Here is a 13,340-nt window from a genome sequence, read left to right on the forward strand (position 1 = left end):
AAAGGAGCATCCATGAACAATCGAGACCCCAAACGCAACCTGATCATCATCGTCACGGTCACGCTCATTCCCGTCATCCTGCTTGGCGCGGCATGCCTGCGCACGCTCATGCCCGCACGGCACACGATCGACCCAATCGTCGTACGCAACGATCAAAACCGGACGGTCGAACCGAAATCGGACACGACGGTCAACGGGCGGAGGATCGACGCCTACCGCACGGACGAAGCGTGCGTGCTGATGGCACCTCTCGCTGTGCAGGCGTACGTTTCCGACCGGGACGACCGCGACCGGAACCTGAGCGACCTGTTCACCGAGGATGCGGAAGGCCTGCAGATACCGGCCGGACGCATACGCCACGACGACGCCGGCTCGCTTGGCAACGGCTACGTGAAGGTCGCCATCAACGACGACGCGGCCGCATGCGTGGTCGAGACCGAGTCCGGCGTGATCTGGGAGGTCTACTACGCGGACTTCGACCGTGACGGCTACAAGGCCAGCAAGATCATCAGCCACGACAGGGAACGCGCCTACGTTCCCGACACCGACGCCCTGTAACCGGCCACGCGTCACGGAAAGGAACAAGATCATGACCGACGTACCGTTCAATCTCGGCCCGTCCAGCTTCCCCGCCATCGATGACGACGATCCGGGCGCGACCCAAGTCCTCGGTATGGATGCTCCGCCGCGACGATGCGAAGGCTCCACGGCCAACATCGCCCATAATGCCGCCGATGCCATACCTCTGAACCTCGGACCGGCCGGACGCCATGACCGCAACGATGACGAGGACGATGACGGGCATCCCGATGCCGACAGCGGTCGGTTCGCGCCACGATTCCCGGAAAACGCCGTCAAACCGGCGGCGGTCGGATTGGCCGCGCTGCTGCTGGTCGGCGGCGTAATCGCGGGCGTTCGCGTCATCACCGCGACGAATCATGCCGCACCGACCATCCAACAACCGACACAAGCGGACAACGAACGCAGGCAAGCAGAACTTCTGCATGATGCAATGACGGTCGCAAAGGCGCTGCTCGAACGCATCAGGCGCAGTCCCATCGCCGATCGAATCGACCCTAGCCAGCTTGAACAGGCTATGGACGATCAGGACATCGAACGCATGGAAGAGCTCACCAAACAGCTGGAAACCTCATACGCTACGACGCTAGACGACACGACCAGTCAGACGTCCAAGACCCTCGGCGAGGCGATCGGCCGAGCCGACAAGCTGCGCAAGGCACCGGAATCCGACGAACATGCACGGCTCAACCAGCTTGCCGACACATGGCGCGGCAAAACCGTCACTGAGGAGAACCTGGCCGATGCCATCGCGGTCGTAAAACAGATCACCGGCCTTGCCGCGACGGTCGAATCTCAGCAGGCAAAAGCTGAGGAAGCGGAACGGCAGCGGAACCAACGCGAGCAAGAGGAACGCGAACGACAGTCCGCACAACAGCAGTCCACGCAGCAACAGGCGACGGAACCGACGCAGCCACAGCAGCCGCAGTACCAGCCGCCCACTCCGCAGCCGGCGCCCTCGTGGAATGTTCCCGGCCAGCAAACAGAGCGCCTACCCAACCGGGACGGCAGCCTCTGACAGCAGACGCGGGATCCCATGCAAACGCGAACGCAACCCCACGTCCCCGACCCGGCACCAACCGTCACGTTTCATGCAAACGCAAGCGGCCATTCCCGACCCCACGCCAACGCAAGTTAATCCATCCAGACCGTCGGCATATCCCCGATATGCCGACGGTTTACCTTTGCCCAGCGGATCGTCACAATATCTGGACATGGCAGGAGGCGCCGAAGGTAACGCTATCCTTGATATTTATCATCACATCGAATCTGGAGGTCAGATATGGTCAGGCCCGACGCAATAGATAATGCGCAAGGTAGTAATGGCTCCAGCCATACCTCTTCAGGAACAGATCTGGAGCGCCGCAATCGGGCCGATGAGGTAGCGGCACTGCTTGGCCAGGCTCGCTTTGGACGATATCTTGATGATGCCGCCGACGATGTTGATCTTGCCATAGCCTTATGCCAGTGGAACCAACGATTCGCCGGCATACTCCATTCGCAGCTTGGCTATGTGGAGCTTGCCGTGCGCAACACACTGGATCGTCAACTACGCGAACTATCCTTCCGGGAAAAAGGATCACAGGACTGGTGTCTTCCGGGCAACGCCCCGGATCTGGTCAACAGACTCATCCGAGGGACACTTCATGATGCCAATGATCGTGCACGAGCCGATGCTCGTCAGCGAGTACGCCGTGGTAGTCACCGTGTTAATGCGGAAGTCATCCATGACGACGTGCTCTCCCAGTTGATGTGGGGCACTTGGGTCAAGCTGATAGGAAACCCGGAAACCAGCGAAAAGACTTTGGACCAGCAAGAGTTGTGGATGACAGCCACTCGGAATGCTTTTCCTTATGCGTCTGATGGGGAAACTGGACGCATCAAAACTTCTCTTGGGCTGCAGTACATCCGTAGGGTACGAAACAACGAAGCGCATTACGACAACCTGTACAAGGAAGCGCGCAATGTCAACAAAATCATCGGTACGTCCATGTCCCTGTTGAACTCAATCAACCCCGCGTTCACCCACAACTGGATAGATACGGCGGCGCTACGTCGCGCTGCCAGAGAATTGAACACGATCCTTTCTGCCAAGTGACAAAGCCACCCGCTCAGAGGTTTCTTCAAGACAGTTTTTCTGGTACGATTAAATATGCCTGGACGGGGTGAGTCCCGTCTGTGACTTCGGAATGCCGGCTCCTTGAGCCGGCATTCTTGCTTTCAGTAGTCGTACAGAAACAGAAAAACCCTTGGAAACGTTGGCTTCCAAGGGTTGAACTGTGCCCCCTGTGGGATTCGAACCCACAACCCACAACTTAAAAGGATGCTGCTCTAACCGTTGAGCTAAAGGGGCAACAGCACTAAGATACACATCTCCGCCAGACAATCCAAAAATCGGCGTGGCGGATAACCTCCGTGCCGGCCAGTAGTTTTTCTGTATTTATGTATGTAAAGAAACAAAGAAACACTACTGGCGCGTCCGCTTGTCACGCTGCGCCGAGGCAAGTCACATCGGTATCTTGCGGCTGCGGAACGGACGGACGCCGCGCAGAATGTAGATGCACTCGTCGGTGGGCAGCAGGCCGAGCTCGTCGGGTTGCAGGAGCTCGCGTTTGGTGCGCCGCCAGCTCGTTGTGTATGAACCGTTGATGCCCTTGCTTTCGCTGTCATCCATGACGTCGATGGTCTGCGAGCCAAGCCGTTTGGACACCCATTCGAGCGTGCTGGTTTCGGTGCCGCCGAGGAACAGCATCGAGTCGCAGTTGCCGACGATGGTCTCCCAATCGTCGCGGTACATGGCCTTGCCCTGCGCGTAGTTCTGGATGATGACCGAGCAGGAGATTTTGCGGCTACGAATGGTGGCGATAAGCCGCTGGAAGTTGGGGATGCGACCGACGTTCGCGAACTCGTCAAGGAAGCAGTGCACCGGCAGACGATGACTGCCGCCGCCCGCATGATCGGCTTGGTACACGTTGGACTCGAACAGGCATTGGTAAAGGATCGCCGCGAGGAACGAGAATGTGTTCTCCGTGTCCGGCAGGGCGAGGAACACGGCGGTCGGCCGCAATGCGATCTTGTCCAGTCGCATGTCGTCGCCGGACAGTATGCGTCGCACGCTGCCGACCTGCAATGGGGCAAGCCTGACGCCCAGCGAAATGATGATCGACTTCTTCGTCTCTCCCGCCCCCTGCTGGAATTTGCGGTACTGGCGTGCGGCGAAGTCCAAACCCTCCAGTGTCTGTCGTGATTCGACGTCATGTCGGCCGGGGTCTGCGTGGTATTCGGCGACGAGTTCACGTGCCGCGTCGAACATGAGGTCCACGTCGGATTGCATGGTCTCGTCCGCTTCGCTGGCTTCCATCTGATCGAGCATGTCCGTGACCCGGTTCAGGTCCGGCTCGTCCTCGGCGAACCGTACCCATGCGATGAGCGCGTTCAACAGGTTGCGTTCGGCGCGTTCCCAGAACCCGTCGCCGTTGCCGGGCTGCCTGTTGTCGCCGGCCGTGTTCGTGATGATGTTTTCCGTCAGGCGCAGAATGCCGGCCTCGGGGTCGGACGGGTTGAGATAGCGCATCGGATTGAACCGGTCCGAGCGTTCAAGGTCGATAAGATTCAGACAGTGGATCGCATAGCCTTTGCCACGCAGCAGCTCGCCGACCGCGTTCTGGATCTCGCCTTTGGGATCGGTGATCGCATACGACATGTTCGCCTGCCTCAGGTTCGGCAGCACATACCGTCTGGTCTTGCCGGAACCGGACGAGCCAATTACCAGCACGTTCAAGTTGCGTCGTGTCACCCGCCCATCGATGCCCAACGATTCCGTCGCGGTCATCAGCAGGTCATGTCGCCCGCCTTGCCGGAACGGACGGATATCGGCCGGTGTGCCCCACTTGGCCGAACCGTGCTCCTCGCCCTCTCGCAGGTCGCGGCGCATCGACCATCGGTATAGCCAGATCAGGCCTATCGCAATCACCGCGCCCAGTCCGGCAATAAGATCGGCTCGGTGCAGGGACAGAAACAGCGGGCGCTCCGCTATCCCGACGAATATCCGGTCGATGATCTCGCTGGCGGGCAGGCCGGCCGTCATGTCGCCGCGCACTTGCAGGCACACGCGATTGCCGAGATAGAACAGCAGGCAGGCGGACAATATCGTCAGACAGATTACGGGGAAACGTTTCATCGCACCGTACCTTCCGTTATTCGCGCACGCTGCTCCGACTGTTTGCGCTGTAGTCGCTCATTGGTGCGCCGCCTTAGTGATTCCAGCACCATCTCACGAGTAAGCGGTGCAGCATCCCGATTCGGTTGGGATGCGGCCTGAGATTCCGTCGTATTCGGCAATGGTTCTGTGACTGCGAGTGGCGTGACGGAGATTCGACGGCCACCGTTTGACGAACCGGCACCTATGTCCTCCGCCGCTGTTCCTCCTGTTCCAGACGCTATCTCACGAAAGTTATCCACAGAGTTATCCGCATAGTCGATGATGAGCATGTTCGTTCCGCGCCATTCAATGCTGGATGCCTCACGATCTCCGCACAACAGTCGGTCAAGCCGTGTGAGCGTCATCGGCATGTTCCGCTCAATCATGCCGGCTCCTTCCAGTTCATTGACGTGGAGGCGGCGATCATGTCCGCGTTCACCCGAACTTCGGCGTTGGCGATGTCATGGGAGGTGTTGCCGGCATCGGCCCAGCCGCTTGCCACGATCAGGTCGCCTTGTTCCAACCGCTGCTCCCGACAATACGCAGGCATCACGGAGCCGCCCTGCGCGATCACCGGCTCGGCCAAACCGTTCGGCATGCGTACGCCGATCCTCAGCCGCACCAGTTCGCCGCCCGTGTCGGAAACCGTGAACACCGGGTCGGCGAGGAGTTCGCCGCGTACGATCATGTATCGTTTCGTTCCCATCCTGAAAACTCCTATCTGGTTCGAGAGCGGTCGGGTTTCCGCGTTGCAACCGGCCGCACCGGCTTGCCCGCGAGTTTGCGCTCGATCCGCGCGCGAAGTTCCGCGAGTGTGTCGCGCCGGCTGATTTTCCGTTCTCCACATCTCACAGCAGGTTTCGGCGAGACCGGAGCACGCGGCTCTGACGGAGCAGGTTCTGGCACGGTCCGGCGATTGGTCTCATCGGCAACGGTCTCAGTCTCGCCATGTGCAGTCAGTGGTGATACGGCCGGGGATTGCGGCGGTTGACCATCGTCCGGTATCGGCTGTGTGGATTGTTCCGCCGCGACTTCCGGGGATGCCTCGTCGCGCTGCTCGGCCGTTGCGGTCGGGACACGCGATTCCGACTGAGCGGCATCGCGATGCGTTGGTGATGATCGCTCGGGTTCCGCCGGCGCAGGCTCCTGCGGTTCGTCCCGGTCCAGTTCCGTTGCCTGCTGCGGCTGAGTGTTCTCGCTTCCGCGCCGCTCGGCCGGCTGCCGGCCGTCGATCCGCAGTTCATAGCCGACATCCTGCAGCGCCCTCCGCACCGCGTGCGTCACATGGTCGAGATCACGTCCCTCGAAATGAATCCACGTTGACTGGCCGTCACGCTCCACCGAATACCGCACGCCCGCACGGCGCAGGCTGCGCGCCACCGCACGCGCCTGATGCCGCTCCAACTCGACCGCGTGAACGTCACCGCCGGCCAGGCGCTGCAACCGTTTCTCGCTCATCCTCCCGGTATCGCGGCCTCTCCGTATCACGCCGCGCATCGCCGACAAGCCACGCCCGCCCAATCGCAGAAACCAGCCGGCGGTCTTCTCTCCGACCCGCAGCGCGAAACCGCCACCGGCACGGCTGACTCCCATAGCGATCTGCCGACCAGTGTCTTCCAATCGTTCCTCGATCATCGTTGATCCTTTCCATATATGAACCGCATCTATTCGGGTTGGCGGATGTGCCGCCGCTGCTTGACATGCTGAGCCTGAGCACGCACGCGACGCAACGTGTCCAGTTCGCGGGCCAACTCGTCGAGTCTGCGTTCACGCTCCCGCAGTTCGACTACGGCATCGTCAGACAGCGGCCCGCCGCCGTCCGTGTCGCAGACCGCGACCAACGCCGCCTGAAACGCTTCCCGCTCCTCCTCGATGCGCCGCGTCGTTTCGGCGATCGCATCATCCACCGCGGCACCACTGGCAGCAAGACGGCCGGCCGTATTCAACTCGTCCGCCAGCCGGTTCAGCTCATCGAGTCGTCGCGCCTGCATCGCATACCAGCGGCGCTGCGCATCCGATTTGCCGATCGCGACCGTCATCCGCTCATGCACAGCGGGCTCCAGCCGTGTGGGTGGACGGGAGAAGTACCCGTACAGGTCCTCCACACGCACCTGCTTGGCGTAACGGCCTCGCCGTCCCGTGACGACCTGCTGCGATGCCGCCGGCAGGTACGCGCGATACGTGTCCCCGTCGCGCACAATACGTGTCAACGGAATCGTGATCAGCAGTCGTCGTCTCGTGCCGGGCAGCCACACGCGTACCGCGTTGTCGGTTTGTTCGGCGATCATCCGTCGGTTGAAGCTGATCGGCATGACCGTATGCCGGCCGATGCGGGCCATAACGTTCAGCTCGTCGTAGGCGCGTCCCAGTTTCACGTCGCGCACCCGCAGTCCGCTCGCCATGTCCGTAAACGTCAAGTGCCGGCCACGCACGACGACAGTCACGCCGGCATTGTTCAGCTCTCGCACAAACGAATCGAAATCGGTGGAGGCGCCTGCGGCCGTGTCGATCGCGGCGCGAATCCGATCCTTGACCGCGTCGCCTTTCGCCGACGCATACAGTTCCGCGAAGCTCACGCCATGACGGCGCCGCTCTCGTGCCGGTTTCGGTTCGGGCAGCACGTTCAGTCCGGATTCCCGGCACAGCCGGTCACTGATCTCGCGCAGTCTGCGTATTGTCGCTCCCGGTTTGGTTCGCATCTTATGGAATGTCACGTCACTGGCTGCGCAGATGATGATGTGGTTATGCGTGTGCCCGCGATCGACGTGCGTGGCGATCACGTACCGGTATTCGCCGCCGGTGAACTCGTCGGCGAACCGTATGCCCAACTCATGCAATTCCCGCGCGGTCACGCGTCGGCTGTCCTCCGGGCTGAACGATTGGATCACATGATGCGCAAGCACGCCGTTGGCTCGATTCCCGCCGGCCGATTGTTCGACCGTGGCCATCATGCGCCGCGCCAACTCCGCGGGATTCGTCGCATCGTCGCTGAAGTTCGCCGAGACCAGAGCGCCATGTTCGGTCTTGTCGGGATTGGCGATATAGGCGATTGCCTTGTGCAGGGTGACGGTGATCTGACTCATGTTGACGACCGCCATCGCGCCGCCTCCACCGCTTCGTCACGCTCCCGGCACATGCGCAGTAGCAACGCCGTCAGCTCGCGCTGGCCGTCCAGCACGCGCGTCATATCGCCGCTCGTGATCAGCCCGGTCGCGTTCGCCACATGGGCGATCTGGTTGATGTTGTTGCCTATACGCGCCATGTCCGCGCGAACCATGCCGGGATCCAATGCGACCGTGACCATGACCGTATGCGCGTCGATCAGCAGCGCGCGGGCATGGGCCGAAAACGACAGTACGCCGCCGCGAGACCGTTTCACCCGCTGGTAGAAACGATTCGCCTCGGCCCACTCGTCGGGAGTGAACGTGACCGTCTTGCGACGACAGCGATTGGGGTGCGAGTCCTGCCAGCTCATGGCCATCGCCTATCGGGTCGCGGGTGTCCCGCAGCGGATGCTCTACAGGGAATCCACGCAACCGTGCGTACGGTTGCAATGCTTGCTATTCCCCGACCTGACTCAAAAATCAATCCGGGACCACCACCTGAACACGCCATGACTAACCTCGATTCCTAACGCCGACACCGGCGATTGAACCGCATCATTACAGCGCTGATGGTCGCGCAAGGATAATCACGTTGCGGCACGAGCGCGCAGCCAAAGGAGGCGAGGATGGCCGTCGGAAACCGTCGCAAGGAACGCGCCGACTGGGTACGCAAATCACTTGAAGAATACAGGGCTCAGCTCAAGGAACGGGAGAATCGTACCGCGGCGCTGTACGATGCACTCACCGATTTCACCAGAGCGTTGGACGCCGTGCGACCGCTCGTGCAGGACTACACCCGCGACTACGGGGTATCGCGCCGTGAGATCGGCGAACAGTTCGGACTCACGCAGCGGCAACTCAGCGCATTGTTTGAACCGTTGACCGATGCCGATGTGACGGTAGATGACGCGGAACCACGGGCGCTCGTAGCAAATGCGACCTCGATTGGCTCAGCATCGCAACTGGATTCCATGTCCGTTACCTCCGTTGGGCCAGTGCCTACGCAGATAGACTATTTGTCGGATCGACCGCAGCATGTCTACTTATCGCATTGCTAACGGCGATGACAATTAGATGGATCAGCTACTGGCGACAACTGTTATGCCATTCGTTCAGCATGGACTTATCGTGTGCATCAACGTCATACTGTTCCGTGATCGCCGGCCATGATGTCAATCAAATCGGCAGATGTTGCGAATCGTTGATTTGCTGTTGGGATCATCGATGGTAGGTGACGGCCGCGTTCGCATCGCGCTTAATGATGCTGTTTTGCGTCCATTGGTCTGCCGCGTCGCCGAGGAGCCTGTCGTAGTGGCGGGTCGTCGACCATGACAACAAGGTGAATTGATCCGCATTGAGATCGCCGATGGTTCTTAACTGGGCGGTGGAGCCGTGCAGCGGCGCGTATCCGCCTCGCGTGGGGACGTCGTCGGTGTCGAGGAAGTAGTAGTACGGGCAGTCGCGGTAGTACCAGTACGCGTCGATGTACGTGTACTCGTCCTGCGCAACGATCGGCTGCGCGGCAGAACAGACAACCTGCTGGCTGAGTGCGGCCGATCCGGGCGTATCGTTGCGGTCGAAACTATGGTTGCCGCGTACGCCGTACACGATCGTTCCGGCGGCCAGCATCGCGATCATCGCAACATAGAAGATCATTGCGGCGCGACCACGTAGCCGATAGGCGATCACGCACGCCAGCGCGAGCGCGGCATAAAAGAACGGCGCGACTACACCCAGATAGCGTACGGAGAACATGCCGTATCCGCCGCTGAACAGTTCCTTGACGGCGGACCAGATCATCAGCGACGCCGCCGGCACGGCGAACAACATGACGATTAGTTGTGCGGCTGCAGTGAACTGCTGTGATGCCGGGGATTGGTTGTCGGACCGCGCGTGAAGCAGTTGTTCCGCAATGAGCACGCCGGCGATCGATGTCATTGTGGCCGCGACCAGCAGCGAGACGATCGACGGCAGTTCCGTTTCCGTCATGCCGAGCAGCATGATGTCGACCGCGTTGGCCACGCCGGACATGTTCGCGCGTCGGCGAACCGGAGGCAGCACGGAGCTTGCGCTGAGCTGACCCAGCAGCGCCGGCATCCACGGTAAAAACAGCACAGCCGATGCGGCATAGGCGAGCAGCCAACACCACGCGGACAGTCGGCGCATGCGCCATGAGCTCGCGGCGAGCCAGATCGCATGCGTCAGCCATACGAATGCGGTCAGATACAACGTCAGCATGCCGAGCGCGACGGTCACGGCATACGCGCACCACCATGCGATGCGGCGACGGCGATCGTGCGACCGGCAACGGTCTCCCTGCCGACCATCATGCCCGTCGGTCTCACCCGCATCCGCAACGCTATGCCGACGGTTGAACGGCTCGATCAACCCGGCCGCGCGCATCAGCATCGCCGTGCCGGCCACGGTCAGCAGCATCGCCGGCGAGTACATGCGCAGTTCATAGCCGTAGCGCAGCATGAATCCGCCGCACACCAGCATCGGCATGCACGCCGCAGCGGCATGGTCGCCGAACAAATCGCGCATCAGCATGATCAGCACGAACACGGCAAGACCAAGACATACGCAATTCGGCAGTCGCAGCAGCGCGATATTGCCGCCGGCGACGGGCATCCATTCCTTGAGCAGCAAATAGTACAGCGGCGGATGCGCATCGACGGCGGTGAGCGCGACCAGCTTCCGCACAGGCCGATCTGCCAGGATCAGCGAATACTGTTCGTCGAACCACAATGACTGGTTGCGGCCCATCAGCCAGCTCAACACGGTCGTCGCCAGTGCGCAGCAGGCGGCCAGTGCGGGGATCGAGCTGCGGATGGCGGATACGATCCAACCGGCATGTCCATCATCGGTGCTTTCACAGGCACGTTCGGCATTCGGAGCGACGGCTTTATCCTTCATCTTGGTCATGCCGGTATCTCCCCGTCATGCGCCGGACGGCCGAAACGGGTATTGTCGGCATCGCGGACGTTGATGTTGCCGTCGCGCACGATGTAGTTCGGCCGGCGTTTGGATTCGAGGTACGTGTTCGCCAGATACCGGCCGATGATGCCCAGGCACATCAGCTGCAATCCGCCGATGAACGTGATGATGCACGCAAGCGACGGCCAGCCAGCCACCGGGTCGCCGAACACGGCCGCGCGAACCGCGATGAAACAGGTCGCGCCGAACGCGACGACGCACAATAGCAATCCGATGTACGAGGCCACGGCCAGCGGTACGGTGGAGCATGAAATCAGTCCCTCGATCGCATAGCGAACCAATGCGAAGAAGTTCCAGCTGGACTTGCCCGCGGCCCGGCGCGTGTTCGGATAGTCGATCCACGCCGTGTGGAATCCCACCCACGCGTACAGTCCCTTGGAGAACCGGTTGCGTTCGGTCAGCGACGTCAATGCGTCGACGACCCGGCGTCGCATCATGCGGTAGTCGCGCGCGCCATCAGGCACTGCGACCGGCGACATGGCGTTCATCAGACGATAAAACGCATGCGCGCACAGGGATCGGATCGGCGGCTCGCCCGCGCGTGTGGTGCGTCGCGTCGCCACGCAGTCGAGCGTCGGGTCGTCGGCCAGCATCGCGAACATGCGCGGCAGCAATGACGGCGGGTCCTGCAGATCGGCGTCCATCACCGCCACGACATCACCTTGTGCGGCATCCAGTCCGGCGAGCAGCGCGCCTTCCTTGCCGAAATTACGAGACAATGACAGCCAACGAATCGCAAACGGTAAGGCGGCGTGCCCGTCGTCGCCTTCCGCCGCACGCTGCAGCAGCGCCGCGGTGCCGTCCGTGGAACCGTCGTCGACCAGCACCAGTTCGACCGTCGTACCGGGATACCCCGCTGTGATCTCGCGGACAGCCTGCGCGGCGGACGACAGGAATAATGGCAGGCATTCCTCCTCGTTATGGCAAGGCACGACGATAGACAGCGTGACCTGCCGTCCGGGACATGCGCCGCCCGCGGAATCCACCACAGTACAAGATTCGCGTGTCTCAGAGGCATACGCGGTACGACACTGCCGTGAATGCTGTTGATTGACCATGATCATGCCTTCTTCCCCTCGGCGAGGCGCCGCCTTGCGCCCGCCATATACCCACGTCCAATACGATTCCAGTGTGCGTTCACCGAATCACTGAACATGCCTGTACCGCCCCTGATTCAGCCCCTAATCACCGTTCCAGGATATAGGGGACGACGTAGGGATATTCCGAACGTTGGCTCTTACGCTTTCTTTGTAAGCCATCGTGGTTCGACCGCGACGATGTGAATCGTCATGCCGGCAAGATAATCAGTAATGATGGGCATGATCGGGTCCTTTTCCGGCATTATGCCGGTTAAGGGGCGCTTGCACGGCGGCGACGCCGAACACGGACTGCACGCAGAACAGTCCCATGAGGAACACGAACGCAGCGGGACGGTATGTGCGGTAGAAATCAACCATGTCCGGTTGTGCGTATGGCATAGCGATGGTGTACACGCAGCCGGTAAGCAGGGCAACAGATAGCGAGCCAACCAGTAGCGCGATGACGGCGAAACGCAGTCTTCGCCGGTCTTCGCACGCATTCGCAAGCCAGCGAAACGCCAGCGTGATGCAAATGCTAACCAGCAGGCAGCACAGTAGCCCGTATGTGGGCAGCATATCGATGATAAGCAGATCCTTCATGGGAGATCCTTTCAGATCAGGCATTCATTGAATCCATGCACGCTCCGCAATCGCAACGTCATGTCAAGCAAACGCATGACATGACGTTGCCGTTTCTTCAGAGGAACGCGCCGTCTCGCATGGTGAGGGTGGTGTCGCATTGGGCTGCGACTCGTGGGTCGTGCGTGGCGAGGATAAGCGTGGCGCCTTGCCTGCATTGCGCGAGGAGCATGGTCATGATGGTGTCGGCGGTGTGCGTGTCGAGTGCTGCGGTGGGTTCGTCGGCGATGATGATGGCCGGGTGCATCACGGTCGCCCTGGCGATGGCGATGCGTTGCCGTTCGCCGCCGGACAGTTGCTTGGGCATGCGTCGCGCCTTGCCGGCGAGCCCGACTTGTTCCAGCGCGGCCGTGGCGCGTTGCTTGCGTTCGGCGCGCTTGATCTTGGGTTTCGCGTATTCCATGGGGATGGCGACATTGGCCCATGCGGGCTCGTCTTCGAGGATTGCGTAGTCCTGCGGGATGAAGCCGAATATGCGGTTGCGCCATGCGGACCGGTCCTTGTCGTTTTCCGGGGCCGGGTGTCCTTGCAGGAGCAGGGAGCCGGAGGTGGGTTTCATGGACAGTCCGATCATGCGCAGCAGGGTGGATTTGCCGCATCCGGACGGTCCCATGATGGCGATCGACTCCCCGGCCGAGGCGTGCAGGGATACGTCGTGCACGGCGAGGAGCTGCGTTTGCCCGTCCGTGTATCGTTTGGTCAGGTTTCTGGCGTCTATGGTCGTCTGTGGCATGGTCGCTG

Annotated in this window: 14 protein-coding genes and 1 tRNA gene; 4 read left to right on the forward strand and 11 right to left on the reverse strand. The window is 61.1% G+C overall.

Going from position 1 to position 13,340, the window contains the following annotated elements:
- Positions 1 to 12: 12 nt before the first annotated feature.
- From KIH76_RS07355 to KIH76_RS07365, 3 genes are all read left to right on the forward strand, one after another.
- On the forward strand, positions 13 to 558 hold the full coding sequence (locus tag KIH76_RS07355) for a hypothetical protein (protein WP_169171412.1): 546 nt from the start codon (positions 13 to 15) through the stop codon (positions 556 to 558).
- A 31-nt stretch (positions 559 to 589) separates the two neighbouring features.
- On the forward strand, positions 590 to 1,597 hold the full coding sequence (locus KIH76_RS07360; RefSeq protein WP_169171413.1) for a hypothetical protein: 1,008 nt from the start codon (positions 590 to 592) through the stop codon (positions 1,595 to 1,597).
- 264 nt (positions 1,598 to 1,861) lie between these two features.
- Complete coding sequence (locus tag KIH76_RS07365) at positions 1,862 to 2,677, forward strand: hypothetical protein (RefSeq protein ID WP_169171414.1); 816 nt, start codon at positions 1,862 to 1,864, stop codon at positions 2,675 to 2,677.
- A gap of 182 nt (positions 2,678 to 2,859) precedes the next feature.
- Here the strand turns inward: KIH76_RS07365 and KIH76_RS07370 are convergent.
- The 7 genes from KIH76_RS07370 to KIH76_RS07400 form a co-directional block, all read right to left on the reverse strand.
- Positions 2,860 to 2,932: transfer RNA gene (locus KIH76_RS07370), tRNA-Lys, on the reverse strand.
- 153 nt (positions 2,933 to 3,085) lie between these two features.
- Entirely contained in the window at positions 3,086 to 4,759 is a 1,674-nt protein-coding gene (locus KIH76_RS07375; protein WP_169171415.1) for a VirD4-like conjugal transfer protein, CD1115 family, read from the reverse strand.
- The gene (locus KIH76_RS07380; RefSeq protein WP_169171416.1) at positions 4,756 to 5,166 is read right to left on the reverse strand and encodes a hypothetical protein; all 411 of its coding nucleotides are present in this window, start codon (positions 5,164 to 5,166) and stop codon (positions 4,756 to 4,758) included. The genes KIH76_RS07375 and KIH76_RS07380 overlap by 4 nt, the downstream gene beginning before the upstream one ends.
- Positions 5,163 to 5,486, reverse strand: coding sequence for a hypothetical protein (locus KIH76_RS07385; protein ID WP_169171417.1), 324 nt, complete (start codon positions 5,484 to 5,486; stop codon positions 5,163 to 5,165). The genes KIH76_RS07380 and KIH76_RS07385 overlap by 4 nt, the downstream gene beginning before the upstream one ends.
- 11 nt (positions 5,487 to 5,497) lie before the next feature.
- Positions 5,498 to 6,415 carry a DUF3801 domain-containing protein gene (locus KIH76_RS07390; protein WP_169171418.1) on the reverse strand — a complete coding sequence of 306 codons (918 nt, stop codon included), beginning with the start codon at positions 6,413 to 6,415 and terminating at the stop codon, positions 5,498 to 5,500.
- 29 nt (positions 6,416 to 6,444) lie between these two features.
- Positions 6,445 to 7,863 carry a relaxase/mobilization nuclease domain-containing protein gene (locus KIH76_RS07395; RefSeq protein ID WP_219070049.1) on the reverse strand — a complete coding sequence of 473 codons (1,419 nt, stop codon included), beginning with the start codon at positions 7,861 to 7,863 and terminating at the stop codon, positions 6,445 to 6,447.
- Positions 7,860 to 8,255, reverse strand: coding sequence for a MobC family plasmid mobilization relaxosome protein (locus tag KIH76_RS07400; protein WP_169171420.1), 396 nt, complete (start codon positions 8,253 to 8,255; stop codon positions 7,860 to 7,862). Before KIH76_RS07400 ends, KIH76_RS07395 begins: the two co-directional genes overlap by 4 nt.
- Before the next feature lie 255 nt (positions 8,256 to 8,510).
- Here KIH76_RS07400 and KIH76_RS07405 point away from each other — a divergent pair, with 255 nt between their 5' ends.
- Positions 8,511 to 8,942: a hypothetical protein gene (locus KIH76_RS07405; RefSeq protein ID WP_169171421.1), complete on the forward strand. Its 432-nt coding sequence runs from the start codon at positions 8,511 to 8,513 to the stop codon at positions 8,940 to 8,942.
- Positions 8,943 to 9,102: 160 nt separating this feature from the next.
- Here the strand turns inward: KIH76_RS07405 and KIH76_RS07410 are convergent, their stop codons facing one another.
- The 4 genes from KIH76_RS07410 to KIH76_RS07425 all read right to left on the reverse strand — a co-directional run bounded on the left by KIH76_RS07410 (position 9,103) and on the right by KIH76_RS07425 (position 13,332).
- A complete protein-coding gene (locus KIH76_RS07410) occupies positions 9,103 to 10,809 on the reverse strand; it encodes a glycosyltransferase family 39 protein (RefSeq protein ID WP_169171422.1) in 1,707 nt (568 codons plus the stop codon).
- The gene (locus KIH76_RS07415; RefSeq protein ID WP_169171423.1) at positions 10,806 to 11,939 is read right to left on the reverse strand and encodes a glycosyltransferase family 2 protein; all 1,134 of its coding nucleotides are present in this window, start codon (positions 11,937 to 11,939) and stop codon (positions 10,806 to 10,808) included. The genes KIH76_RS07410 and KIH76_RS07415 overlap by 4 nt, the downstream gene beginning before the upstream one ends.
- A gap of 246 nt (positions 11,940 to 12,185) precedes the next feature.
- A complete protein-coding gene (locus KIH76_RS07420) occupies positions 12,186 to 12,560 on the reverse strand; it encodes a hypothetical protein (protein ID WP_169171424.1) in 375 nt (124 codons plus the stop codon).
- Between the two features lie 97 nt (positions 12,561 to 12,657).
- Complete coding sequence (locus KIH76_RS07425) at positions 12,658 to 13,332, reverse strand: ABC transporter ATP-binding protein (RefSeq protein ID WP_219070051.1); 675 nt, start codon at positions 13,330 to 13,332, stop codon at positions 12,658 to 12,660.
- Positions 13,333 to 13,340 lie beyond the last annotated feature (8 nt).

This window comes from Bifidobacterium simiiventris (assembly GCF_019331715.1).
Classification (GTDB): domain Bacteria; phylum Actinomycetota; class Actinomycetes; order Actinomycetales; family Bifidobacteriaceae; genus Bifidobacterium; species Bifidobacterium simiiventris.